The organism is Micromonospora luteifusca, assembly GCF_016907275.1.
Lineage (GTDB): Bacteria > Actinomycetota > Actinomycetes > Mycobacteriales > Micromonosporaceae > Micromonospora > Micromonospora luteifusca.
Window position 1 is genome coordinate 3,072,829 of sequence record NZ_JAFBBP010000001.1, and the last position, 24,655, is coordinate 3,097,483.

At 70.5% G+C, this 24,655-nt stretch carries 21 protein-coding genes; 20 read left to right on the plus strand and 1 reads right to left on the minus strand.

The features are described 5' to 3' along the window. The first annotated feature begins 118 nt into the window (after positions 1–118). The 6 genes from JOD64_RS13735 (at position 119) to JOD64_RS13760 (ending at position 7,867) form a co-directional block, all read left to right on the plus strand. Positions 119–979: an Fpg/Nei family DNA glycosylase gene (locus tag JOD64_RS13735; RefSeq protein WP_204942591.1), complete on the plus strand. Its 861-nt coding sequence runs from the start codon at positions 119–121 to the stop codon at positions 977–979. Positions 980–1,242: 263 nt separating this feature from the next. After that, entirely contained in the window at positions 1,243–2,814 is a 1,572-nt protein-coding gene (locus tag JOD64_RS13740; RefSeq protein WP_204946051.1) for a sugar transferase, read from the plus strand. 39 nt (positions 2,815–2,853) lie between these two features. Then, positions 2,854–4,080 (plus strand): sensor histidine kinase, encoded by a 1,227-nt coding sequence (locus tag JOD64_RS13745; protein WP_204942592.1) that lies wholly within the window; start codon positions 2,854–2,856, stop codon positions 4,078–4,080. Positions 4,081–4,144: 64 nt separating this feature from the next. Next, positions 4,145–4,906 carry a LytR/AlgR family response regulator transcription factor gene (locus JOD64_RS13750; RefSeq protein WP_204942593.1) on the plus strand — a complete coding sequence of 254 codons (762 nt, stop codon included), beginning with the start codon at positions 4,145–4,147 and terminating at the stop codon, positions 4,904–4,906. 65 nt (positions 4,907–4,971) lie between these two features. Next, positions 4,972–5,634 (plus strand): DUF5701 family protein, encoded by a 663-nt coding sequence (locus JOD64_RS13755; RefSeq protein ID WP_307813380.1) that lies wholly within the window; start codon positions 4,972–4,974, stop codon positions 5,632–5,634. A 163-nt stretch (positions 5,635–5,797) separates the two neighbouring features. Next, entirely contained in the window at positions 5,798–7,867 is a 2,070-nt protein-coding gene (locus JOD64_RS13760; protein ID WP_204942595.1) for a carboxypeptidase-like regulatory domain-containing protein, read from the plus strand. A gap of 57 nt (positions 7,868–7,924) precedes the next feature. On the opposite strand, the gene JOD64_RS13765 is transcribed toward JOD64_RS13760, so the two are convergent. Beyond that, the gene (locus tag JOD64_RS13765; protein WP_204942596.1) at positions 7,925–8,476 is read right to left on the minus strand and encodes a Uma2 family endonuclease; all 552 of its coding nucleotides are present in this window, start codon (positions 8,474–8,476) and stop codon (positions 7,925–7,927) included. Between the two features lie 183 nt (positions 8,477–8,659). Here JOD64_RS13765 and JOD64_RS13770 point away from each other — a divergent pair, with 183 nt between their 5' ends. From JOD64_RS13770 to JOD64_RS13835, 14 genes are all read left to right on the plus strand, one after another. Further along, complete coding sequence (locus tag JOD64_RS13770; protein WP_204942597.1) at positions 8,660–9,337, plus strand: response regulator transcription factor; 678 nt, start codon at positions 8,660–8,662, stop codon at positions 9,335–9,337. After that, entirely contained in the window at positions 9,334–10,416 is a 1,083-nt protein-coding gene (locus JOD64_RS13775) for a sensor histidine kinase (RefSeq protein ID WP_204942598.1), read from the plus strand. Before JOD64_RS13770 ends, JOD64_RS13775 begins: the two co-directional genes overlap by 4 nt. Next, the gene (locus JOD64_RS13780; protein ID WP_204942599.1) at positions 10,413–12,197 is read left to right on the plus strand and encodes a DUF4153 domain-containing protein; all 1,785 of its coding nucleotides are present in this window, start codon (positions 10,413–10,415) and stop codon (positions 12,195–12,197) included. Before JOD64_RS13775 ends, JOD64_RS13780 begins: the two co-directional genes overlap by 4 nt. A 44-nt stretch (positions 12,198–12,241) precedes the next feature. Next, positions 12,242–12,655 (plus strand): DUF485 domain-containing protein, encoded by a 414-nt coding sequence (locus JOD64_RS13785; RefSeq protein ID WP_307813382.1) that lies wholly within the window; start codon positions 12,242–12,244, stop codon positions 12,653–12,655. Position 12,656: 1 nt separating this feature from the next. Then, positions 12,657–14,297 carry a sodium/solute symporter gene (locus JOD64_RS13790; protein ID WP_204942600.1) on the plus strand — a complete coding sequence of 547 codons (1,641 nt, stop codon included), beginning with the start codon at positions 12,657–12,659 and terminating at the stop codon, positions 14,295–14,297. Between the two features lie 102 nt (positions 14,298–14,399). Beyond that, a complete protein-coding gene (locus JOD64_RS13795) occupies positions 14,400–15,164 on the plus strand; it encodes an ABC transporter ATP-binding protein (protein ID WP_204942601.1) in 765 nt (254 codons plus the stop codon). After that, positions 15,149–16,852 (plus strand): ABC transporter permease, encoded by a 1,704-nt coding sequence (locus JOD64_RS13800; RefSeq protein WP_204942602.1) that lies wholly within the window; start codon positions 15,149–15,151, stop codon positions 16,850–16,852. Before JOD64_RS13795 ends, JOD64_RS13800 begins: the two co-directional genes overlap by 16 nt. Then, a complete protein-coding gene (locus JOD64_RS13805; protein WP_372434243.1) occupies positions 16,849–17,433 on the plus strand; it encodes a flavin reductase family protein in 585 nt (194 codons plus the stop codon). The genes JOD64_RS13800 and JOD64_RS13805 overlap by 4 nt, the downstream gene beginning before the upstream one ends. A gap of 164 nt (positions 17,434–17,597) precedes the next feature. Further along, on the plus strand, positions 17,598–17,963 hold the full coding sequence (locus tag JOD64_RS13810) for a DUF485 domain-containing protein (RefSeq protein WP_110564755.1): 366 nt from the start codon (positions 17,598–17,600) through the stop codon (positions 17,961–17,963). Beyond that, positions 17,941–19,632 carry a monocarboxylic acid transporter gene (locus JOD64_RS13815; protein ID WP_204942604.1) on the plus strand — a complete coding sequence of 564 codons (1,692 nt, stop codon included), beginning with the start codon at positions 17,941–17,943 and terminating at the stop codon, positions 19,630–19,632. Before JOD64_RS13810 ends, JOD64_RS13815 begins: the two co-directional genes overlap by 23 nt. Before the next feature lie 91 nt (positions 19,633–19,723). After that, positions 19,724–20,701 (plus strand): NAD-dependent epimerase/dehydratase family protein, encoded by a 978-nt coding sequence (locus JOD64_RS13820; protein WP_204942605.1) that lies wholly within the window; start codon positions 19,724–19,726, stop codon positions 20,699–20,701. 76 nt (positions 20,702–20,777) lie between these two features. Beyond that, positions 20,778–22,004: an LCP family protein gene (locus tag JOD64_RS13825; protein WP_204942606.1), complete on the plus strand. Its 1,227-nt coding sequence runs from the start codon at positions 20,778–20,780 to the stop codon at positions 22,002–22,004. 194 nt (positions 22,005–22,198) lie between these two features. Next, positions 22,199–23,461 carry an LCP family protein gene (locus JOD64_RS13830; RefSeq protein ID WP_204942607.1) on the plus strand — a complete coding sequence of 421 codons (1,263 nt, stop codon included), beginning with the start codon at positions 22,199–22,201 and terminating at the stop codon, positions 23,459–23,461. A 232-nt stretch (positions 23,462–23,693) separates the two neighbouring features. Next, on the plus strand, positions 23,694–24,602 hold the full coding sequence (locus JOD64_RS13835) for an LCP family protein (protein WP_204942608.1): 909 nt from the start codon (positions 23,694–23,696) through the stop codon (positions 24,600–24,602). Positions 24,603–24,655: the final 53 nt, after the last annotated feature.

Sequence of the window (24,655 nt, forward strand, 5' to 3'; positions counted from 1 at the left end):
GCGGCTGTGCCGACTGTTGCTCGCGACTGTGGGGCTCGCAAGCTCACTCCTCGCGCTCGCGGCGGGGAGTCGCGAGCTCATTCCTCACGCTCACGGGAAAGAAGGCTACCGTTGGCTGGTGCCCGAACTACCGGAGGTTGAGGCGCTCGCGGGTTACCTGCGACAGCGCGCGGTGGGGCGGCGCGTCGATCGGCTGGAGATCGCCGCGATCAGCGCCCTGAAGACGTACGAACCGGCACCTACCGCAGTCGCCGGTCGGGCCGTGATCGACGCCGGCCGCCACGGCAAGTTCCTCGACGTGCTCTTCGAGGGCGACCTGCACCTGGTGGTGCACCTGGCCCGGGCGGGTTGGCTGCACTACCGGGAGGCGTTTCCCGCCACCACCCCGCTGCGCCCGGGCAAGGGCCCGATCGCGGTGCGCGTACGCCTGGACGACGGCTCCGGCTTCGACCTGACCGAGGCCGGCACCCAGAAGAAGTTGGCCGCGTACCTGGTCACCGACCTGACGGCGGTGCCCGGAGTGGCCAAGTTGGGCCCGGACGCGCTCGCGGCCGACCTGCCCACCTTCGCCGAGCGGCTGCGTAGCCGGCGGGGGCAGGTCAAGGGGGTGCTGACCGATCAGTCGGTGCTGTCCGGGGTGGGCAACGCGTACTCCGATGAGATCTTGCACGCCGCGAAGCTGTCCCCGTTCGCGATCACCGACCGGCTCACCGACGACCAGATGGCCACCCTGCACGCGGCCACGCGGCAGGTCCTCGGCGACGCCGTCGAGCGGTCTCTGGGTCAGCGGGCGGCGGAGCTGAAGGGCGAGAAGCGCTCCGGGTTGAAGGTGCACGCCCGCACGGGGCTGCCCTGCCCGGTCTGCGGAGACACGGTGCGCGAGGTTTCGTTCGCCGATTCCAGCCTTCAGTACTGCCCAACGTGCCAGACCGGTGGAAAACCCCTCGCTGACCGACGGTTGTCCCGCCTCGTACGGTGAGTAATTCCACTCGTCGACTACGGAGCGGAATCGGCCCGACTGAGCGGAAGCTCCGGTCCGCCGCTCTCGCCTCGCGCGCATCCATCGGTATAGTGGCCCGGTCCCCGGCTTCTGAAATGGTGCGGAGCCGGCCAGATCCCGCCGGCACCATCGGTCGCCAATCTCCTTCGGGCGGCGACCGGTCGGAGCCCGCGTGGGAGACTGGGACGGTGGGCGACCCGGGCCCTCACGCCGAGTGAGCGGCCCGTGTCATGCGGGAGGACATGGGTGAGGTGACGGCAAGCCTCCAGCGCCCGGTAACCGACGAAGGCCGGAGCAAACTCGTGCGGCACGTGGACAGCTTTGAGATCCAGCCGCCGACGCCGCCGTCACACAACGGCGTCCCTCGGTCGGCGTGGACCAGGGCGCGACGTCGTGTCTCCCGCTGGCACCGGCCCTACATCGCGATCCTGTTGTTCCTCGATTTCGCCGCGGCCGCGTTCGCCAGTTGGATCGCGATCCAGCTCTTCGACCAGGCGCCGTCCGGCTTCTCCGGAACGCACAAGGACCTCACCTGGTTCCACACCGTCTCCTACCTGCTGCTCCCGCTCGGGTGGGTGGTCATCCTCTGGAGCAACCGGGCCTACGACCGGCGCTACCTGGGCCTCGGGCCCGACGAGTTCAAACGCGTGATCCGGGGCGCGGTGACAGTCACCGCCACCCTCTCCTTCCTCGTCTTCTCCACCAAGACCGCGCCGTCCCGGTGGACGGTGGGCACGGCGCTGCTCGGGGCGCTTCTGCTGATCCTCTGGTGCCGTTTCGTGGCCCGTTGGGCGCTGCACTACATCCGTCGGCGGGCCGGTCAGGCCGCGCATCGGATGGTGCTGGTCGGCACCCTGCCGGAGTGCCTGGAGGTCTACGCGGCGGTCACCCGCAACCCGAACGCCGGGCTGGTGCCCGTCGCCATCCACATCACCGACGGCTACGCGGCGGCCCGGGGAATGCCGACCCCGGTGCCGGTGTACGCCGGGCGGGACGTCCTGGCCCTGGTCCGTGAGGTCGGCGGGGACACCATCGCCGTCTGCGGGTCCGCCAGCGCCGAGCCCGGTGAGCTGCGCCGGCTGGCCTGGCAGCTCGAAGGCTCCGGCGTCGACCTGGTGGTCGCCCCACAGCTCACCGACATCGCCGGCCCTCGGGTGCACATCCGGCCGATCGAGGGCCTGCCGCTGCTGTACGTCGAGGAGCCGACCCTCTCCGGGCCGGCGCTGCTGGCCAAGAACCTGATGGACCGGGTGGCCGCCGGCCTCGGCCTGTTGCTGCTGATCCCGCTCTTCCTGGTCATCGCCGTGGCGATCCAGATCTCCGACCGCGGGCCGGTCTTCTTCCGCCAGCCTCGGGTGGGGCATGAGGGGCGCACGTTCCGGGTGTGGAAGTTCCGGACCATGTACGTCGACGCCGAGGACCGACTGGCCAGCCTGGTCGACCGGAACGAGACCGACGGCATGCTGTTCAAGATGAAGCAGGACCCCCGGGTCTTCCCGGTGGGCGGCTTCCTGCGGGCCTCGTCGCTGGACGAGCTGCCGCAGCTGATCAACGTGCTCTGGGGCGAGATGTCGTTGGTCGGGCCGCGCCCGCTGCCGGCCGACGACGGCGACTTCCTGGGTGATGTGCGCCGTCGGCTGCTCGTCCGCCCCGGCATGACCGGCCTGTGGCAGGTGTCCGGCCGTTCCGACCTGTCCTGGGACGAGTCGGTCCGCCTGGACCTCTACTACGTCGACAACTGGTCGTTGGCGTACGACCTGAGCATCCTGTGGCGCACCGTCGGGGTGGTGCTCGCCCGCAAGGGCGCGTACTAGGGGGTTGGCGCGCCGGCTCGCAACGGCAAGGATCGCTGCGTGGGTGCCAACCTCTCCGCCGTGGTCGGTGTCGTATCACTCGTCACCGCGCTGACCGCTGCCCTGTTGGCGGTGCTGCGGCTACGGGCCCGCCGGGGCATCGCCACCGCTACCCAGCGGGCCACCTACGAGGTGCTGCACACCGCCGGCCTGGCCGCCGAGCCGCTGCGGGCGGGGCTGAGCGAGGCGGGGGCGGCGAAGGCCGTACGTCATCTGCGGGCCCTGGTTGGCGCGGCCGGGCTGGCGCTCACCGACGCCGACCGGGTGCTGGCCCTCGACGGGCGCGGCACCCACCACGGCGAGCAGCTGCTCTCGGCCGCCCGGCGGACGGTGGACACCGGCCGCTCGACGGTGCTCGGTGAGCAGGAGCTGCACTGCGACCGGGTCGACTGCCCGATCCGAGGGGCGGTGGTCGCGCCGCTGCAGGGGGCGGACGGTCGGGTGGTTGGCGCGCTCGTCGCCATCGCCGACAGCCCGCCGGCCCCAGGCTTGGTGCAGGCCACCCTGGAGACCGCGCACTGGGCCGGCAACCAGCTTGCCCTGGCCGAGCTCGACTCGTCGCGGGAGCGGCTGGCCCGGGCCGAGGTCCGGGCGTTGCGGGCGCAGATCAGCCCGCATTTCATCTACAACGCGCTGACCGCGATCGGCTCGTTCGTCCGCACCGATCCGGAGCGGGCCCGGGAGCTGATCCTGGAGTTCGCGGAGTTCACCCGGTACTCGTTCCGGGCGCACGGGGAGTTCACCACGCTCGCCGAGGAGCTGCGGTCGATCGACCGGTACCTGACCATCGAACGGGCCCGGTTCGGCGACCGGTTGCAGGTGCGGTTGCAGATCGCCCCGGAGGTGCTGCCGGTGATGCTGCCGTTCCTCTGCCTGCAGCCACTGGTGGAGAACGCCGTCCGCCACGGGTTGTCCCGCAAGCCGGGCACGGGCATGGTGAGCATCGAGGCCCGGGACGCGGGTGCCGAATGCCACATCACGGTGGAGGACGACGGAGTGGGAATGGACCCGACCACGCTGACCGCCGGCATCGCCGAGCTGGCCCGCGGCACCGGCGATCCGGGCGACGACACGGGCCAGCACGTCGGCCTCTCCAACGTCGACGAGCGTCTCCGGTCGGTCTTCGGGGACCGGTTCGGCCTGGTCGTGGAGACCGGGCTGGGCTCGGGCACGAAGGTGAGCATGCGGATCCCGAAGTTCCACGCTGGCGTACGGGCAGGGTCGTGAGCGGGCGCAGCGAGCGAACCAGGGTGGTCGTGAGCGGGCGCAGCGAGCGAACCGGGGCGGCGCGGTGAGCACGTCCGGCTTTCTCCGGGTGTTGGCGGTGGACGATGAGCCGCCCGCGCTCGACGAGCTGGCGTACCACCTGCGGGCCGACCCCCGGGTGGCTCGGCTGAACACGGCCGGGGACGCGACCGAGGCGCTGCGACTGCTCCGTGACGGTGACGTGGACGTGGTCTTCCTGGACATCCGGATGCCCGGGCTGGACGGGATGGAGCTGGCCCGGGTGCTGCGGCGGTTCGCCCGGCCACCGGCGATCGTCTTCGTCACCGCGTACGACGACGGCGCGGTGGACGCCTTCGATCTGGGTGCCACCGACTACGTACGTAAACCGGTCCGCGCCGACCGGCTGGCCGAGTCGTTGCGCCGGGTGATCGGTTCCCGGGTGGTGCCGTCGCACCCGGCGGCGCTGGCCCGCGCGGAGGAGGACCCGACCATCCCCATCGAGCTGGCCGGCACCACCCGGATGCTGCCCCGCTCGGCGGTGCGGTGGGTGGAGGCGCAGGGGGACTACGCCCGGTTGCACACCGCGGAGGGGTCACACCTGGTGCGGGTTTCGCTGGCCACGCTGGCGGAGCGGTGGGCCGATGCCGGTTTCGTCCGGGTGCACCGGTCGTATCTGGTGCAGTTGAAGCTGATCGCGGAGCTGCGGCTGGTCAACTCCGGCTATGTCGTGGTGATCGACGGTACCGAGCTGCCGGTGAGTCGGCGACACACCAGGGAGCTGAAGGACAAGCTGGTCCGGGCCGCGAAGCAGGATTGGAGTCGCTGAGCCGGGAATGGGACGACCACCGCCGTACGTTGTACGATAGGCCGTACGACTTCCGGGAGGCCGCCGTGACCGAAACTCCGTTCGACGCCGAGACCGAGTTCGACCGCCAACTCGACCGACTGGTGCAATTGGGTTACCCCGCCCTGGCCGGTCTGCCCGAGACCGCGTTCCGCGACCTGGTCGCACCCTTGCGGGTCAGGGCGGTCGAGGGCAGCGCCGGCCTCCCCGCCTCGACGGACGCCCGGGTGCCATTCCTGCTGGTCATCACTCGGGACCTGATCGGGGTGGTGGAGCGGCTGGAGCTGACCACCCTGGCCGGCAAGCGCAAGCCCGGCTTCCTGGACCGCAACTACGCCGAGGCCGACCTGCCGCGCTTCGATCCGATCAAGGAGTTGGAGGTGCCGACCGGGCCGGCGTACCTGCTCTTCGACGTCGACCGGGGAGAGGAGTTCCGCAACCTGCCCCCGGTCACCGCCGTGGAAGGGATGACCGCCCAGGGTCGGCTGCCGCTCAGCATCGACGAGGGGCTCGCCTTCGTCACGCTGCACCCGGCCGCGCTGGCGAGCAACCGGTGCTTCTCGCTTGTCGGTTCCCGGTGCGGCGACAAGCGGGTGCCGGCGCTCTGGATCAGCCAGGGCGCACCGAAGCTGGGCTGGTGCTGGTACGGCAATCCGCACACCTGGCTCGGCTCCGCGTCGGCCCGACCGGAGCGTGTCGGCCTGGAGTGAGCACCAGGTCATGCCTGATCCACGTCGGACGGTGGCCGGTCGGGCAGTTCCTACGGCATCGCCGGCCACCTATTCTTCGGATACCGATTCCCGTACGGGGCGCAGGGTCGGTGTGGGCGAAGTCTGCTCGGGGCCGCCCCACCACCCTCACAAGGGGACATCGATGCAGCTAATCACAGCTCACCGCACCCTCCTGGCCAGTGCCGTCGTGGCGGCACTCGTGCTGCCCGGGGCCACCCCGGCCCAGGCCGCGGCAACCGGCGCGGTCGGCGGACGCCTGACCACCAGCACCGGTGCCGCCGCCGCCGAGGTCCAGGTGCAGGTCTACGAGGCCGACAGTTACAACTACGTCGACAACACCAGCACCGACGCCGACGGCAACTACACCATCGCCGGGCTGCCCACAGGCTCGTACCTGGTGGGCTACTTCCCCCTCGAGCAGCCTGGGCAGTACTACCGCCAGCACCCCACGATCTGGGACGCCAACCCGGTTACCGTCACCGCCGGTGGCACCGCCAGGGCCGACGATCAGCTCTTCGGCACCGGCACCATCACCGGCCAGCTCGTCAACACCGCGGGCGACCCGGTGCCGGACCTGTACATCGAAGCCCGCGAGGTCGAGACGGACGGTGCGTCCGGGGGTCGCACGGACGACCAGGGTCGATTCACCTTCACCACACGACCGGGCCGCTACATCCTGAGTTTCCAGCCGATCGAGGGCTCCTACCAGGTGCAGTACGTACCCGGAAAGACCGACCGGGACAGCGCCACCGTCTTCGAGGTGAAGGCGGACGAGGCGACCGTGGTCAACGAGACGGCGCTGCCGGTGGGCGGCCTCAGCGGCCGGTTCACCACCGCCACCGGTGCCCCCCTCGCCGACGCCCAGGTCGTCGTCAGCGCCGGCAACTCCAGCGGGGCGTACACGGATACCGACGCGAACGGTGAGTTCTCCGTGCAACTACTCCCGGGCTCCTACATCGTCGGCCTGTACGCCGGTGACCGGCAGCAGTACTACCGCGGCAAGTTGACCTCCGAGGAAGCCGACCACGTCGAGGTGCGGGGCGGGCGGCAGACCCGGATCACGGACAGCCTGCTCGGCACCGGTTCGGTCACCGTGCAGGCGGTCGACTCGGTCACCGGCGCGCCCATCGCCAACTTCTGCGCCCAGTCGGTGTGCAGCAAGGGCACCGGCACGGTGACCGTCACCGGCCTGCCGCAGGGCGGCCACACCATCTACCTGGACACACCGGACCGGCTTCACTTCTCCCGCGAGCGGGCCGGGGTGAAGGTGAAGGCGAACCGCGACACCAAGCTGACCGTGAAGCTGCGGCCCGGCGCGGTCATCAGCACCACCATCGTGGATAGGCAGAGCGGCGCGCCGCTGGCGGACGTCTGCCTGGACACGTTCCTGCCCAAGCAGGCCTCGCTCCAGGACGGTTACGGCGACTGCAGCGACCGCAACGGCCGGATCCAGGTCGGGCCGCTCACCGCCGGCAGCTACAAGCTCTTCGCGGTGCCGCTCAGCGACACCTACGGCCGCCAGTGGGTGGGCGCCAACGGCGGCACCGGCGACGAGCGGGAGGCGCTCGCCGTCACCGCGACCGCGGGCCAGGTCGTCACCGGGCCGCAGGTCAGGCTGGACCGGGCCGGCACGGTCACGGGCACGGTTACCGACCCGACGGGCAAGCCGGTGCCGAACGCCGGCGTGTCGGTGCTGACCGGCCACCCCGGGGTCGGGGCCCAGGACGCCACCACCGACGAGCACGGCGTCTACACCCTTGAGCGGCTCGGCCCGTACGCCTGGCCGCTGGTGGTCAACGCCAACCCGTACGCAAGTGTTTGGTCCGGCGACAAGACCAGCCGGTTCACCGCCACGCCGGTGACGGTCACCGCCGGGGCGGCTGCCACCCACAACGTCCAACTCGACCAGGGCGTCGAGCTGACCGGCACCTTCCGTACGCCCGACGGCACCCCCTTCACCAGTGGGTTCGTCATCGCCCGCAGCGCCGACACCGGCGACATCGCGGGCAACGGCTGGATGACCGACGGACAGTTCAGGATGCGTCTCAAGGGACCGCAAAGAATCTTCTTCACCTACAACACCTCGCTCGGTGAGAAGCAGTTCGACGGTCGCTACCTGGTGACCCGGCCGGACGGCACCCGCAAGCTGGGGCTGTTCTCCGTCCCGGCCAGCGGCAGCATGTCCGTGGAGCTGGTCGTACCGACCCGCTGACGGTTCGGCGAAGCGGGGCCGGTGGCACTGCCACCGGCCCCGCTTCACGTTCTCCGGTCAGAAGATGTCAGCGAGCGTCAGGGCGAGGGGGAACGGCTGCTCGGTGCGGTAGACCTCACCGACCGAAAGCAGTGCCTGCTCGCGGTAACCGCCCGCGCCGTTCGCCAGCACGGTCAGGGTCTGCTTTCGCGGCTCCACCAGCCAGTAGAGGGGGATGCCGGCAGCCGCGTACTCGTGGCGTTTGAGCACCAGGTCGCGGCCAGCGTTGCTCGGCGAGATCACCTCGACGACGAGGAGCACGTCGGCCGGGTCGAGCGCCGCGCCGCCCCGGTCCACCGCGCTCTCGCGGGCGACGAAGAGATCCGGCACGAAGTAGGAGGAGCGTTTGGCGCTCACCCCGATGTCCTGACCGACGAGCACGCCGGTGGGGGCCTGCCGGTCGAGGAGCCGGCGGAGGCGGTTCGCGACCGCGCCGTGGAAGACGTCCGCATGGGGGGACACGAGCAGGCTCCCATCGAAGATCTCGTAGACCTGGTCGTCCTCCGGAAGACTCTGGAGGTCGTCCACCGTCCAAGCGGCCCCGTGGCCGGGCCGAGCAGGATTGGTCACCGTCACACCCCCTCTCTACCGGACCACCCTGACAGCTCCGCCGATCGTCCACAACGAGCCACGGGTCTTCGCACAGGCCAGCCAGCACGTCCGCCGAGTTATCCACAGGCGTGAACCGTTCTCCACAGGTTATTCACAACGCGACCCACTGATCTCCACGGCGGCTCCCTACAGTCAGGAGCCATGAAGGAACGCCGGGTACTGGTGGTCGAGGACGAACGAACCATTGCCGAGTCCATCGCCGCCCGATTGCGGGCAGAGGGTTTCGCGGTGCAGATCGCGGCGGACGGGCCGAGCGCGGTCGCGCAGTTCCACGCCGGGCAGCCGGATCTCGTCGTCCTCGACGTGATGCTGCCCGGCTTCGACGGCCTGGAGGTGTGCCGCCGGATCCAGGCCGACCGGCCGGTGCCGGTGCTGATGCTCACGGCCCGCGACGACGAGAACGACCTGCTGGTTGGGCTCGCGGTCGGCGCGGACGACTACCTCACGAAGCCGTTTTCGATGCGGGAACTGGCGGCTCGGGTGCACGTCCTGCTGCGGCGGGTGGAGCGGGCCGCCACTCCGACGCCGCCCGCCATCCGCCTCGGCGACATCGAGATCAACGAGGCCGAGCGGCGGGTCCGCCGCGACGGCACGGACGTGCACCTCACGCCGACCGAGTTCGACCTGCTGGTCCACCTCGCCGGGCGACCGCGCACGGTGCTCCCCCGGGAACGGCTGCTCGCCGACGTGTGGGGATGGGTCGACGGAAGCGGCACCCGCACGGTGGACAGCCACATCAAGGCACTGCGTCGCAAGTTGGGTGCGGGTCTCATCCGTACCGTGCACGGTGTCGGCTACGCCCTGGAGCTGCCGTCATGACCGCCACCGTGCTCGCCCGACTGGACCGGGTGCTGGAGCTGCTGCCCCGCCCCCTGGATCCGGTGCGGTCCATCAAGCTGAAACTCGGCGTGCTGCTGGTGGCCAGCGGTGCGGCCGGGCTGGCCTACTTCTCGTACGGCATCGGCTGGCCGCCACCGGTGACCTCGGCGACCGCCATCGCCGTCGCCCTGCTGACGTCGCAGGTGCTCGCCCATGGCATGACCTCGCCGCTGCGGGACATGACGGCGGCCGCCGGTGCGATGGCCCGCGGCGACTACACCAGGCGGGTACGTGCCACCTCCCGCGACGAGGTCGGCGAGCTGGCTCAGGCGTTCAACAAGATGGCCGAGGATCTGCACGCCGCCGACCAGCGCCGACGCGAGCTGATCGCCAACGTCTCGCACGAGCTGCGTACGCCGATCACCGCACTTCAGGGCGTGTTGGAGAACATGGTGGACGGGGTGGCCGATCCGGAACCGGCGGCGCTGCGATCGGCGCTGGCCCAGACCGAACGGCTCGGGCACCTCGTCGCTGACCTGCTCGACCTGTCCCGCCTCGACGCCGGGGTGGTGCCGCTGCGGCGGGTACGCATCGACGTGGGGGACTTCCTCGACGAGGCGGTGGAGCACGCCACCGCCAGCGCGTCCGGCGCCGGACTGGACGTGACGTTCCAGCTCCGCGAGCTGCCGACGCCGCTGACCATCCACGGGGACCCGTGGCGGCTGCACCAGGTGTTCGCGAACCTGCTCGACAACGCGGCGCGACACAGCCCACCCGGCGGCACCGTCCGACTCAGCGCAGAGGAACACGCCGACCAACTCCGCTTCGAGGTGAGCGACGAGGGCCAGGGCATTCCGCCCGGCGAGCGTCTACGGGTCTTCGAGCGGTTCACCCGCGGCGATCGCTCGGCTGGCGGCGGGACCGGGCTCGGCCTCGCCATCGCCCGCTGGGTCGTCGAACTGCACGGCGGTCGGATCGCTGTCCTCGATCCCGCCAAACCGCACCGGGGTGACCGGCCCGGCTGCCGCATCCAGGTCACCATCCCGAGCGACGGGCCAGACCGGAGAGAGATCGCATGACCACCCCTGGCACCAACCCCCTTCCAAGCAGCGGTCCGGCCGGACCGCAGGTCCCCCCGACCGCCAAACCCGGCCCCGCCGGACCGCAGGTTCCCACGGCTGTCAGGCCTGGCCCGGCCGTCCCACCTGCCGCCGGTCAGCCCCAACCATGGCCGGCCGCACCCGCTCTGCCGCGGCCACCGTCGCTGATCGAGCGGCGCTGGCCAGGCCCGTCCGGGTCGGCCCGCCCGCTGATCCTGGCGGCACTGACCGCGGCGGCGGTCATCGGCACCTCGGCGCTCACGACGGTCCGTCCCGGCCTCGGCTGGCTGGTGGCCGCGCTGGCCGGCACCGCCGCCCTCGTCACCGCCAGCATCCTCCGAGCCGCGGCACCGTCCCCGACGGCGAGCGTCCCCACGCCGCGCACAGCCACCGCCGACGTCGTCCGGGCTCCGGCGCCGTCCCCGACGGCGGGCGTCACCACGCCGCGCACAGCCACCGCCCGTCCCGGTGCCACGGGGGCACCGGGGCGGGCGGCACAGGTCGCCTGGGCCGCCGCGACGGTCGCCCTGGTCGCCGTCGGCACGGTCCGGGCCGCCGGCTGGCTCTTCGCTCTCTGCCTGATCGCGGCGGCGGTGACCGGGACACTCGCCGTGACCGGTGGGCGAAGCCCGCTCGGGATGCTGGTCGCCGCGACACTGCCGCCGGCCGCGACGGTACGGGCGCTCCCCTGGGCGGTACGCGGACTGCGCGACACCCGCCCGGCCGGGTCGGGGATCGGGCTCGGGCGCATCCTGACCAGCTTGACTATCTCCGCCGGCCTGCTGTTGCTCTTCGGTCTGCTCTTCTCCTCCGCCGACGCGGTCTTCGCCGATCTGGTCACGGGGCTGCTGCCCGACATCTCAGCAGCCGGTGTGATCGGGTGGCTGCTGCGTCTGCTGTTGATCGGCTGTGGGCTGCTCGGTGCCGCGTACCTGGTCAGCCGTCCACCCGACTTGGAAGGCCTGCGTCCGGGGCCGTCCCGGCCGGCTCACCGGCTGGAGTGGACCCTCCCACTGGTGTTGCTCGACGCCCTGTTCGCCGCGTTCGTGCTGGTCCAGTTGACGGTGTTGTTCGGCGGGGCGGGGCACGTGCTGGAGACGGCCGGGCTCACCTACGCCGAGTACGCCCGCGGCGGGTTCTGGCAGTTGCTCGCCGTCAGCGCGCTCACCCTGCTGGTCATCGCGGTCGCCGCCCGCCGGGCACCGAAGGCCACCCGGGCCGGCCGGCTGCTGGTCCGCGTACTGCTCGGCACGCTCGCCGCGCTCAGCCTGGTGGTTGTCGCCTCCGCGCTCTACCGGATGCAGGTCTACACCGACGCGTACGGCGCCACCCGTCTCAGGCTCTTCGTGACGACCGTCGAACTCTGGCTCGGGCTGCTCTTCGTCCTGGTCGGGGTGGCCGTGGTGCGGCTGCGGGCCGCCTGGCTGCCCCGGCTGGTGATCGGAACGGCGGTCCTGGCGTTGCTCGGGTTGGCCCTGGTCAACCCGGACCGGTTGATCGCCGAGCGGAACGTCGACCGGTACCTGCAGACCGGCCGGTTGGACGTCGGCTACCTGTCCGGGCTGTCGGCTGACGCCGTACCGGCCCTGGCCCGACTGCCGGAGCCGATGCGCGTCTGCGCCCTGGGGCAGATCGCCGCCGAGCTGCCCCGGGACGGAGTCTGGGCGACGAACCTCGGCCGGGAGCAGGCTCGCCGGAAGCTCGACACGATCCCGCTGACCGGCAGCGCGACGGACTGTCTCGGTCTGCGGGGATGGTGATCGGGAACGCTTGACAATCCCGCACGGCGGGCAAGACTGCCGGGGTGGCCAAGCAACTCCCTGACGTGGGGTCGGGCGGTGCGGTACCGCCGCCCCGGCGGGCCCGGATCGTGCTGGCCGAGATCACCCGGCAGGACACGCGCGCCGAGCGGACCCGCGCCGAGTTGGCCCAGCAGACGCAGGTCGGCGAAGCGCTGGTCCGTGGCCTGGTCCGGGCTCAACTCGCGCTGGCGTTGCGGCTGTCCATGGTGGTGGTCATCGGGTTGGGCGGGCTGCCCTGGCTGTTCGCCATCGCACCGTCGCTCGGCCGGACCACCGTGGCCGGCGTCAACCTGCCGTGGCTGCTGCTCGGGGTGGCCTCCTTCCCGTTCCTGATCGCGGTGGGCTGGGCGTACGTGCGGCTGGCCGAGCGCAACGAACAGGACTTCACCGATCTGGTGCAGCGGCCGGAGCGCTGAGGTGGGCAACGACTTCGTGGTCCCGGCCATCGTCGCGGTCACCCTGGTCACCGTCGGGATCGGCTTCTACGGGTTGCGGCTGGCCCGGACCACCTCCGATTTCCTGGTCGCGTCCCGGGCGGTCAGTCCGACGTGGAACGCCGCCGCCATCGGCGGGGAGTACCTGTCGGCGGCGAGCTTCCTCGGCATCGCCGGGCTGGTCCTCAAGTACGGCGTGGACGTGCTCTGGTATCCGGTCGGGTTCGCCGCCGGCTACCTGGCTCTGCTGCTCTTCGTGGCGGCGCCGCTGCGCCGCTCCGGCGCGTTCACCCTGCCCGACTTCTGTGAGCTGCGGCTGGGGTCCCGCCGGCTCCGCATCCTGGCCACCGCCTTCGTGATCTTCATCGGTTGGCTGTACCTGGTGCCGCAACTCCAGGGCGCCGGTCTCACCCTGGCCACGGTGGCCGGCTCCCCGTACCCGCTCGGTGCCCTCCTGGTCGCCGCCGTGGTCACCGCCAACGTGGCGCTGGGCGGGATGCGGGCCATCACCTTCGTGCAGGCGTTCCAGTACTGGCTCAAGCTGACCGCGCTCGCCGTACCGGTGATCTTCCTGGCGCTGCAGTGGCAGGCCGACGGCCGCCCGGCGGTGACTCCGCCCGACGGGCCGACGTTCCGGGCCGCGACCACCGTCGTGGTCGAGCACCGCGCGACCCTCACCCTGCCCGACGGCGACATCCGGGAGGTACGCCCCGGCGACGAATTGACCTTCGCTGCCGGTGATCCGGTGCCGGAAGTATCCGGAGTGGCCACCGACGCCAGCGATTGGCTGCTGCCCAGCGCCGCGGGCAACGACGACCGGGGGCTGTTCGCCACGTACTCGCTGATCCTGGCCACGTTCCTGGGCACCATGGGCCTGCCGCACGTGCTGGTCCGCTTCTACACCAACCCGGACGGCGCGGCGGCACGCCGGACCACCCTGGTCGTGCTGGCCCTGGTCGGAGTCTTCTATCTGCTGCCCACCCTGTACGGGGTGCTCGGCCGGATCTACACCCCACAACTGCTGGTCAGCGGGCAGACCGACGCGGTGGTGGTGCTGTTGCCCGGTGCGGCCCTCGGCGACGGGACACTTGGGCGACTGCTCGCGGCACTGGTCTCGGCGGGCGCGTTCGCGGCCTTCCTCTCCACCTCGTCCGGGCTGTTGACCAGCGTCGCCGGCGTGATCTCGACGGATGTGCTCGGTCGGGGCTCGGTACGCGGCTTCCGGCTCGCCACGGTGATCGCCGGAGCTGTGCCGACGGTCCTGGCGCTGCACGTCTCCGGGCTGGACGTCTCGCAGGTCGTCGGGTTGGCCTTCGCGGTCGCCGCGTCGAGTTTCTGCCCGCTGCTGGTGCTCGGCATCTGGTGGCGTGGGCTGACCGACGTGGGCGCCGCCGCCGGCGTGGTGGTCGGCGGCGGGGCGGCGATCGGGGCGGTGCTGGTCACCGTGCTCGGTCCGCCGCTGTCCGGCTGGCCGGCCACGCTCACCACCCAGCCGGCCGCCTGGACGGTGCCGCTGGCCTTCACCGTGATGGTCGCGGTGTCGATGGCGACCCGGCGTCGGGCACCGGCCGACGTCGCGGCCATCATGCTCCGCCTGCACACTCCCGAGGCGCTCCGCCTGTAGCTGTTCCACGGCTGAGCCGACGGGCCGTCCGCCTCGCGGATGATCGCGAATCCACCCGTGGCCTGACGGCGCAAGCGGCGACCGGCGGTTAACGTTCGGTTCATGACTGTTGAGCACCCCGCGCTCGCACTGCGTGGCCTGGCCAAGCGGTTCGACGGCACGATCGCGGTGGCCGGCGTCGACCTCGACGTTCCCGCCGGCTCCTTCTACGGCCTGCTCGGGCCGAACGGCGCCGGCAAGACCACCACCCTGTCGATGGCGGTCGGGCTGCTGCGGCCGGACGCTGGTTCGGCCTGGGTGCTCGGGCACGACGTGTGGCAGGACCCGCTCACCGCGAAGCGACTGCTCGGTGTGATGCCCGACGGTGTCCGGCTGTTCGACCGGCTGACCGGGGCGGAACTGCTGGCGTACAACGGGTTGTTGCGCGGGATGGACCCGGCGGTGGTCGACCAGCGGGCCGCGGAGCTGCTCGACGTGCTGGCGCTCGGCGACGCCGGTCGGACGCTGGTGGTGGACTACTCGGCCGGCATGAAGAAGAAGATCGGCCTGGCCTGCGCGCTGCTGCACGGCCCCCGGCTGTTGGTGCTGGACGAGCCGTTCGAGGCGGTCGACCCGGTGTCCGCCGCGCTGATCCGGGACATCCTCACCCGGTACGCGGCGGGCGGCGGCACGGTGGTCTTCTCCAGTCACGTGATGGAGGTCGTCGAACGCCTCTGCTCGCACGTGGCGATTCTGGCCGGCGGCACCATCAAGCGGGTCGGCACGCTTTCCGAGGTGCGCGGGGACCGCTCGCTGGAGCAGGTCTTCGTCGAGGTGGTCGGCGGGCGCACGGCAACCGGTGAGGAGCTGTCGTGGCTCTCCCAGTGAGCACGGACGCCGCGCCCGGCGCGCCGGTACGCGTCGTCACCGCGCGGCACTTCGTGCGGCTCAAGCTGCGGGTAATGGGCAACAGTTTCCGGGGCCAGGGCTGGCGGATCGCCATGTTCATCGGTGGCGGGGTGCTCGGGCTCTGGTTCGCCGTCAGTGGCTTCTTCCTCTTCGCCGCGCCCGGGCTGGCGGGCGACGGCCAGTACGCCGTGCTGGCCGCCGCGGGCGGCGGCGGGCTTCTGGTGCTCGCCTGGCTGCTGCTGCCGCTGATCTTCTTCGGGGTCGACGAGACACTCGATCCGGCCCGGTTCGCGCTGCTACCGCTGTCGCGACGGACCCTGGTGACCGGTCTGTTCGTCGCGGCCCTGATCAGCGTGCCCGCGCTGGCGGTGCTGGTTGCGTCGTTCGGGATGGTGTTCACCGCCTGGGCGTTGGGCGGTTGGACCGCCGGCCTGGTGGCCGTCGTCGGCGTGGTGGGCGGGCTGCTGCTCTGCGTGGCCGCGAGCCGGGCGGTGACCAGCGCCTTCGCCACCATGTTGCGGTCCCGACGGGTCCGGGACCTGGCGGCCGTGCTGCTGGCGGTGACGGCCGCACTGCTCGGGCCGTTGCAGTTGTTCGGCCTCGCCGCGCTACGGGAGGCGGACTGGACCCGGCTGGCCGGTGTGGCGACGGTTCTCGGTTGGACGCCGTTGGGCGCTCCGTGGACCGCCGGCATCGACGTGGCCCAGGGTCGGGTGTGGGCGGCACCGGTCAAGTTGCTGATCACGGTGGTGGCGCTCGGTGTTCTGTTGGCGTGGTGGTCGCGGTCGCTGGAGTCGGCGATGGTGGGCGCGGTGAGTGCCGGCAAGGCTCCGGTGCAGCGCGGTGCCACCGGCGGCGCGGTCAGCCAACTGTTTCCCTGGATCGCCGGCTGGGCCCGTCGGGACCGGTTCGGCACGTTGGTCGCCCGGGAGGCCCGCTACTGGTGGCGGGACGCTCGCCGCCGGGCCAACCTGATCACAATCGCGGTGGTCGGCATCTTCGTGCCGGTGTTGATCAACGTTACGGGCGGGGATTTCGCGTCCATGAACGACGAAGGGTTCACGGCGGCTGCCAGTGACAGCTCGCCTGTCGTGGTCACCATCTCGATGGTCTTCGTGGGCGTGCTCGCCGCGGTCACCCTCGCCAACCAGTTCGGCTTCGACGGCAGCGCGTACGCCGCGAACGTGGTGGCCGGCGTGCCGGGCCGGGTGGAGCTGCGCGCACGGATGACGGCCTTCTCGCTGTACGTGCTGCCAATGCTGGCGATCGTCGCGGTGGTGCTGTCGGTGGTGCTCGGTCGGCCCGAATGGATCGGGTTGACGGCAGGCAGCCTCGCGGCCACCTACGGCGCGGGATTGGCGGTGAACAGCTTCGTCTCGGTGCTCGGGGCGTACTCGCTGCCGGAGACGAGCAACCCGTTCGCGATGAACAGCGGCGCCGGCCTGGCGAAGGGACTGCTCACCCTGCTGTCCATGGTCATCTCTGCGGTCGTCGCGGTGCCGATGGTGGTGGCAGCGGGGCTGCTCGGTGACGCCTGGCTCTGGCTGGCCCTGCCGGTGGGCATCGCGTACGGGCTGGGCACGGCTCTGCTGGGCGCGTACCTGGCCGGTGACGTGCTGGACCGGCGTCAGCCGGAGCTGCTGGCCACGGTCACGCCGCGCCGCTGAGCGCGGCCCGTCCGTCCGGGTCCGCGAGGAGGGCGGGCGGGGTCACAATGTTTCACGTGAATCATGAGCCGGGTGCCGAGATCCATTCCACCGACCCGTTCGCGGTGCCGAGCGGGCAGCGATCGCCGGTACGTCGACTGCGTGGTCGGCTCGCCGCCCCGGTGACCCTCTGGACGGCCCCCGGCCCGGCCGGGCTCACGGTGTCGTCCACCCTGGTCGCCGAGGGGGAGCCGGACCGGCTGCTCGGGCTGATCGACCCGGAGTCCGACTTCTGGGCGGCAGCCGAGGATGCGGGCCAGTTCGCGGTCACGCCGCTCGGTCCGCCGCACCGGCAGCTCGCCGACCGGTTCGCCGGCCTGTTCCCCTCCCCGGGCGGGCTCTTCGCCGCGGACGCGTGGATCGAGACGCCCTACGGGCCGGTGCCGGCGGACGCGGGCGGTTGGGCCGGGTGCCGGCTGGACACCGCCCGGGAGTACGGCTGGGGCCTGCTGGTGGAGGCCACCATCGAGGCGGTCGACCTGGCCGAGGATGCCTCTCCGCTGCTGCACTATCGCGGCCGGTACCACGAGCTGCCGTCCTGAACCCGGACCGACCGATCACCGCAGTGACCTGAGTCACTTGGCGCAGCCAGCCAACCGCTCGGCGCACTCGCCGACCGGCGTCGATCTCGGCCTTCCCTGTCGGGGAGTGCGCTCTTTACGGTGCGCGAAACTCCTCTGACGCCTGTGAAGGTGGTGATCCACAGATGTCCACGGACACACCCGCTCCGGCCGCTTCCCAGTCGGACAAGTACCTGGCCGTACAACGGTCGGACGAGTTCGCCGGGCTGCGGCGTGCGCTGCGCGGCTTCGTCTTCCCGATGACCGTCGCGTTCTTCCTGTGGTATGCGCTCTACGTCATTCTCTCCGCGTACGCCCGGGACTTCATGGGCACGAAGCTGTTCGGCAGCAACATCAACGTCGCGCTCGTCTTCGGCCTGCTCCAGTTCGTCTCCACGTTCCTGATCGCCTGGCTCTACTCCCGGTACGCGGACCGGAAGATCGACCCAATCGCCGACCGGATCCGCGAAGAGATCGGGGAGGTGACCCATGAGCAAGGTCCACGCGGTTGAGACGTTCCTGGCTGCTGAGGCGGGCAATCACACCGCCCGCAACCTGACCATCACGCTCTTCCTGGTCTTCGTGGCGGTGACCCTGGCCATCACCATCTGGGCCAGCCGCCAGACCAAGACGGCGACCGACTTCTACGCCGGCGGCCGGTCCTTCAGCGGATTCCAGAACGGCATGGCGATCGGTGGCGACTACATGTCGGCCGCCTCGTTCCTCGGTATCGCCGGCATCATCGCGCTCTACGGCTACGACGGCTTCCTCTACTCGATCGGCTTCCTGGTCGCGTGGCTGGTGGCCCTGCTGCTGGTCGCGGAGCTGCTGCGGAACTCGGGCCGGTACACGATGGCCGACGTGCTGGCCTTCCGGATGCGCCAGCGTCCGGTGCGTACGGCGGCAGCGGTCTCCACCATCACGGTGTCGATCTTCTATCTGCTCGCGCAGATGGTGGGTGCCGGCGCGCTGGTCGCGCTGCTGCTCGGCATCCGGCCGGGGACGACCTTCCTCGGCATGGACGCGTCCACCGCGAAGATCGCCACCATCATCATGGTCGGCGCACTGATGATCATCTACGTCACCGTGGGTGGCATGAAGGGCACCACCTACGTGCAGATCGTCAAGGCGTTCCTGCTCATGGGCGGCGCGCTGCTGATGACGATCCTGGTGCTGGCGAAGTTCAACTTCAACCTGTCGGCCCTCCTGGGCCAGGCCGCCGAGGCGTCCGGCAAGGGCAGCGCGTTCCTCGAACCCGGGCTGCGGTACGGCGTCGAGGTCGCCGGCAACTCGACGCAGACCTTCTACAACAAGGTGGACCTGCTGTCCCTGGGTATCGCCCTGGTGCTCGGCACCGCCGGTCTGCCGCACATCCTGATCCGCTTCTACACGGTGCCGACCGCGAAGGCGGCCCGCAAGAGCGTGCTCTGGGCGATCGGCATCATCGGCACCTTCTACCTGCTCACCCTGGCCCTCGGCTTCGGTGCGGCGGCGTTGGTGGGCAGCGCGGCGATCACGGCGCAGGACAAGGCCGGCAACACCGCGGCGCCGCAGCTGGCCGAAGCGCTCGGCATCGAGTTCTTCGGCGGCGAACTAGGTGGAGCGGCTCTGCTGGCGATCATCGCGGCGGTCGCCTTCGCCACCATCCTGGCGGTGGTCGCCGGGTTGACGTTGGCCTCGTCGTCCAGCCTGGCGCACGACTTCTACGCCAACGTCATCAAGAAGGGCGACACGTCGGAGCGGCAGGAGGTACGGGTCGCCCGGATCTCCGCCCTGGTGATCGGCGCGGTGTCGATCGCCCTGTCGATCTACGCGCAGAACCTCAACGTGGCGTTCCTGGTCGCGCTGGCCTTCGCGGTCGCCGCCTCGGGCAACCTGCCGGCGATCCTCTACAGCCTGTTCTGGAAGCGGTTCAACACTTCCGGCGCGGTCTGGGCGATCTACGGCGGTCTGCTCTCGGCCGTACTGCTGGTGTTCTTCTCGCCAGTGGTCTCCGGTGCGGCGACCTCGATGTTCCCGGATCACGACTGGCAGTGGTTCCCGCTGTCCAACCCGGGCATCCTCTCCATCCCGTTCGGTTTCCTGTGCGGGTGGATCGGCACTGTCATCTCCAAGGAGCACGACGAGGACAAGTACGCGGAGCTGGAGGTGCGCGCCCTCACCGGCGCTGGCGCCCACTGATCGTTGCGCACTGTCAGGACGGGACTCCTGTTGACGCCACGCGTCAGCAGGGGTCCCTTTCCTCCAGTTGGGGGTCGGTAGGCTGAGCGTCATGAAGGTTGCTGAGCGCTTCGGGTCCGGTCACCGCGTCCTCGTGACCGGCGGAGCTGGTTTCGTCCCGTCGCACCTGGTGGACGTCCTGATCGCCCGTGGTTGCACGGTGGTGGCGCTGGACAATTTCGTCACCGGCTCCAAGGAAAATGTCGCCCACCTGCTGGACCGGCCAACCTTCACCCTGGTCGAGGCGGACCTCTCCGACGGCCTGCCGACCCACCATCCGGCGCTGGCCGAGCGGTTCGACGCGATCCTGCACATGGCCTCACCGGCCAGCCCCACCGACTTCGCCCAACTGCCGGTGGAGATCCTCCGGGTCGGCTCGGTCGGCACCCTGCACCTGTTGGAGCGCGCGGTCGCCGACGGCGCCCGGTTCCTGATGGCCTCCACCTCCGAGGCGTACGGGGACCCGAAGGAGCACCCGCAGCGCGAGACCTACTGGGGCAACGTCAACCCGATCGGGGTCCGCAGCGTCTACGACGAGGCGAAGCGCTTCTCCGAGGCGGCCACCATGGCGTACCACCGCTACCGCGGGCTCGACGCGGCGATCGTCCGGATCTTCAACACGTACGGCCCGCGGATGCGCCCGGACGACGGCCGCGCCATCCCCACCTTCATCTCCCAGGCGCTGCGCGGCGAGCCGATCACCGTGCACGGCACCGGCAACCAGACCCGGTCGATCTGTTTCGTCGAGGACCTGGTGCGGGGCATCCTGCTGCTGCTCGACTCGACCGAGACCGGCCCGGTCAACTGCGGCACCGAGCACGAGCTGACCATGCGGCAACTCGCTGAATTGATCGTGTCGCTCTCCGACAGCAGCTCGCCGGTGACCTATGTCACGCGCAGCTCGGACGACCCCGAGATGCGTCGGCCCGATCTCACGCTCGCCCGCGAACTGCTCGGATACGAGCCGACGGTGGCGCCCGAAGATGGCCTGCGACGCACGATCGAGTACTTCCGGGCGCGGCTAGGGTAACCGGTTGGTTGGCCATCGACTGTCTCTGAGTGTCGCCTGAAGGCGGCGGTGGCTCCCGCTACGTACCCTGAGTTACATGTCAGCGACTTCGCCTGCCGGCGTCCCGCGTCCGCATCTGCACCGCAGCGCCGGGCGCGCGTCGGTCCCCGGCCCCGATCGGGGCGCCTCCGGGCGTGCCCGACCGACCGAGGCGCGCTTCTACCCGTCGTATGCCGAGGAGCAGCCCAGGCCCGGCGGACCGGCCGGGCCGAGAGGGCCCGGCGGACCGGGTGGCACCGGCGGTTCGGGGCGGCGTGGCCCGCGACCGCGCTGGGGTCGGATCGCCCTCGTGGCGGGGATCGCGGTGTTGGTGCTGGCGCTGCTCGGCAGCGTGGGTGCGTGGCTGTACGCGCGCAACCTCAACGGCGATCTGGCCCGCACCGACCCGTTCGCGGAGATCACCGGTGGCAGGCCGACCAAGACCGTTGATGGGGCGCTGAACATCCTGCTCGTCGGTAGCGACTCGCGAGACCCGGACGCGCCGGTCGACAGCAAGAGTCAGTGGCGCGCCGACACGATCATCGTGATGCACATCCCGGCGGACCACCAGGAGGCTTACCTGGTCTCCATCCCGCGGGACCTCTACGTGCCGATCCCGGAGAGCGCCGGCGCGGACTGCGACTCCGGCAAGCGCGCGAAGATCAACGCGGCGTTCGCGTTCGGCGGGCTGCCGCTGGCGGTGCGTACGGTGGAGTGCTTCAGCGACGTCCGGATCGACCACGTGATGGCGATCGACTTCGGCGGTTTCAAGGAGGTCACCGACGCCCTCGACGGGGTGGACCTCAAGGTGGAGCGGACGATCACCTCGATCCACAAGCCGTACCGGACGTTCACCAAGGGCACCAACCACATGGACGGCGCCGAGGCGCTGGACTGGATCCGTCAGCGCAAGCAGTTCCCGGACGGAGACTTCGCCCGGATGCGGCACCAGCAGGATTTCCTCCGGGCGCTGATGGACAAGGCCGCGAGCACCGGCACGCTGGCGAACCCGGCGAAGCTCAACAATTTCCTCCAATCGGTCACCGCGGCCGTAACCGTCGACCAGGGTTTCTCGGTTACAGACATGGCGCTGCAGTTCCGCAACCTGCGCGGCCAGAACCTCACCTTTGTGACCAGCCCGAACTCGGGCAGCGACACGATCAACGGCGAGTCGGTGGTGGTCTCGGACCGGGAGAAGGCGCTCGCCATGTACCGGGCCATGTCGGCGGACACCATGGCGGACTGGGTCAAGGCCAACCCGCCGAAGAGCAACGACGGCGGCTGACCGCATCCAGGGGGTGGCCTGCCGGTACGACCGTCGGCGGCCCGACGGCCACCCCGCCGTTCGGGTCATCGAGCGGCGACGATCGACTGAGCACGAGAAAACAGACGTCCGGATTGACCCGGGATGAACTCGCCAAGTCGAATTGATGTACGTACAGTGGTGCCGCCCCCTCCTGATCACGAGCTGGAGCACGCATGCCGGTTCAGGCCAGTCGTCGCCCTTCGTCCCCCGGGCCCGCCGCCCCCAGCGGCCGGGTCGCCGCAGCCATACCTGTACAGGCCAGCCCCTCGCGCGGTGGGCCGGGCGATCGCCCGCCCGGCGGTGGCGATGACGGCCGGGCGGGTGGCGGTGGATCGGCGCGGAAGCGGACCAAGCGCAAGGACCCGCTCTGGGCGCGACTGACCGTGGTGTTCGGGGCGGTGCTGATGCTCAGCAGCGGGGCGGTCGTCGTCGGCAGCAAGGTGCTGATCGGTCAGGCGACCGGTGACATCGCCCAGCGCAACCTCCTGGGTGGGGCCGGCAAGACCGACGCCGAGGGCGGGGCGAGCCTGGACGGGCCGATCGACATGCTGCTGCTCGGCGTGGACGCACGGGAGCGCTGGGCAGCCGACAACGTCCGCTCGGACAGCATCATCATCCTGCACATTCCGGCCACGCACGACCAGGCGTACCTGATCTCCATCCCCCGGGACACCGAGGCGCACATCCCGGCCCGCCCGAAGAACGGTTGGGCCGGCGGCAACGGGAAGATCAATGCAGCCTTCGAGGTGGGTGCCCGCAACGGCGGCGGGTGGGAGGGCGGCGCTCAGCTGATGGCCGAGACGATCCAGCAACTCACCGACGTCAGCTTCGACGGCGCGGCAATCATCAACTTCGGCGGCTTCAAGAGCGTCATCGACACCCTCGGCACGGTGAAGATCTGCGTGAGCCACGAGGTCAAGTCGAAGCACATGTCGTACGTCGACGGCAAGCCGTTGTGGAACGCCGACGCCAAGAAGACCGGCAAGAAGATGACCCCGGTGCTGCACAAGAAGGGCTGCCAGGAGATGGAGGGCTGGGCGGCCCTGGACTACTCCCGGCAGCGCTACGGACTGCCCGGCGGCGACTACGACCGGCAGCAGAACCAGCAGCAGCTGATCAAGGCGATGGCCCGGAAGGCGACCGACGGCGGCATGCTGACCAAGCCCGCCAAGCTCCAGCAGCTGGTCAAGACGGCGGGTAAGGCGCTCGTGTTGGACACCGGCGGCGTGCCGATCGAGAAGTTCATCTTCACCATGCGCGGGGTCACCGCGAACGAGCTGACCATGCTCAAGACCAACAACGGCACGTTCAACGGCAACGGCAACGGCAACGAGGCCCTGAGCGAAGAGACGCTGGCCATGTTCCAAGCGGTCAAGCAGGACAAGCTCGCCGAATTCGTCTTCACCCACCCCGAGGTGATCTCCACTCGCAAGTGAGGGCGGTGGCCGGAAGTCACGAAACCCGGCGACGGCACCGTCACCGCCCGTAGCCTTACGTGAGCAGGTTTCACGTATCGGCGGGGAGGCTGTCACGTCCAGGTGGGGACGGAACGCGGCGGGCCGGGCCGGAGGGGCCCCGACCGCCCGACCACGCCGCGCCCGAGGGTCGCGGATCCTGCTCGGCATCGGCCTGGTCCTCGTCCTGCTGGCCGGGCTCACCCTGGTCGGGATGAAGACGCTCAGCCACCGGTACGACCGCACGGTGGCCAAGGAGCAACTGCTCGACCCCGACGCCCGCACCGACCGGACCGACCTGGACGGGCCACTCAACTACCTCCTGGTCGGCTCCGACCGGCGACCCGGCGACAGCGGACCGGACCAACGCTCGGACACCATCCTCATCGTGCACGTGCCCGCCGGCCAGCGGGAGGCCTACCTGGTCTCCATCCCGCGCGACCTACTGGTCACCATTCCGCCCGCGAACGGCTTCGGTGGCGGGCAGGACAAGATCAATGCCGCGTACGAGCACGGCGGTGGCGGGCAGGCCGGGGCCCAACTGCTCTCCGCCACCCTGAACCGGCTCACCGGAATCCGGTTCGACGGTGCCGCACTGATCGACTTCTCCGGCTTCCGGAAGGTCATCGACCTGCTCGGCGGGGTGGAGATGTGCGTGGACACCGAGGTCCGCTCGATCCACACCAATCGGGTCTTCCCCACCGGGTGCCAACAGATGGACGGGGCACAGGCGCTCGACTACGTACGACAGCGCTACGACCTGCCCGGCGGCGACTACGACCGGCAGCACCACCAGCAGCAACTGCTCCGGGCGATGCTGGACAGCGCCGGCAAGGCCGACCTGCGGAGCAACCCGGTCAAGTTCGACCAGGTGCTCCGGGCGGTGGGCGGCTCGTTGACCGTCGACACCAACGGCGTACCCCTGGAGGATCTGCTCCTCGCGCTGCGCGCGCTGCCGCCCGACGGGATGCGCGGCATCCAGGTGCCGTCGTCCCCACAGACCATCGACGAGGTCTCGTACGTGGTGCTGGACAACGGGGGCGACGGGCTGTTCGAGGCGGTTCGCGGCCGACAGATGCCGACCTGGGCGCTGGCCAACCCGCGCTGGGTGACCCGGTTGTGACGGTGCTGACGGCCAGGTCGGTGCCGAACCGGTCGATGAGGATCTAGTGTTGC

Excerpts from the sequence above, each read along its gene's own strand:
- JOD64_RS13740 (WP_204946051.1), top strand. The coding sequence starts at position 1,243 with ATGGGTGAGGTGACGGCAAGCCTCCAGCGCCCGGTAACCGACGAAGGC.
- JOD64_RS13760 (WP_204942595.1), top strand. The coding sequence starts at position 5,798 with ATGCAGCTAATCACAGCTCACCGCACCCTCCTGGCCAGTGCCGTCGTG.
- JOD64_RS13770 (WP_204942597.1), top strand. The coding sequence starts at position 8,660 with ATGAAGGAACGCCGGGTACTGGTGGTCGAGGACGAACGAACCATTGCC.
- JOD64_RS13775 (WP_204942598.1), top strand. The coding sequence starts at position 9,334 with ATGACCGCCACCGTGCTCGCCCGACTGGACCGGGTGCTGGAGCTGCTG.
- JOD64_RS13780 (WP_204942599.1), top strand. The coding sequence starts at position 10,413 with ATGACCACCCCTGGCACCAACCCCCTTCCAAGCAGCGGTCCGGCCGGA.
- JOD64_RS13795 (WP_204942601.1), top strand. The coding sequence starts at position 14,400 with ATGACTGTTGAGCACCCCGCGCTCGCACTGCGTGGCCTGGCCAAGCGG.
- JOD64_RS13810 (WP_110564755.1), top strand. The coding sequence starts at position 17,598 with ATGTCCACGGACACACCCGCTCCGGCCGCTTCCCAGTCGGACAAGTAC.
- JOD64_RS13815 (WP_204942604.1), top strand. The coding sequence starts at position 17,941 with ATGAGCAAGGTCCACGCGGTTGAGACGTTCCTGGCTGCTGAGGCGGGC.
- JOD64_RS13820 (WP_204942605.1), top strand. The coding sequence starts at position 19,724 with ATGAAGGTTGCTGAGCGCTTCGGGTCCGGTCACCGCGTCCTCGTGACC.
- JOD64_RS13825 (WP_204942606.1), top strand. The coding sequence starts at position 20,778 with ATGTCAGCGACTTCGCCTGCCGGCGTCCCGCGTCCGCATCTGCACCGC.
- JOD64_RS13830 (WP_204942607.1), top strand. The coding sequence starts at position 22,199 with ATGCCGGTTCAGGCCAGTCGTCGCCCTTCGTCCCCCGGGCCCGCCGCC.
- JOD64_RS13835 (WP_204942608.1), top strand. The coding sequence starts at position 23,694 with ATGAAGACGCTCAGCCACCGGTACGACCGCACGGTGGCCAAGGAGCAA.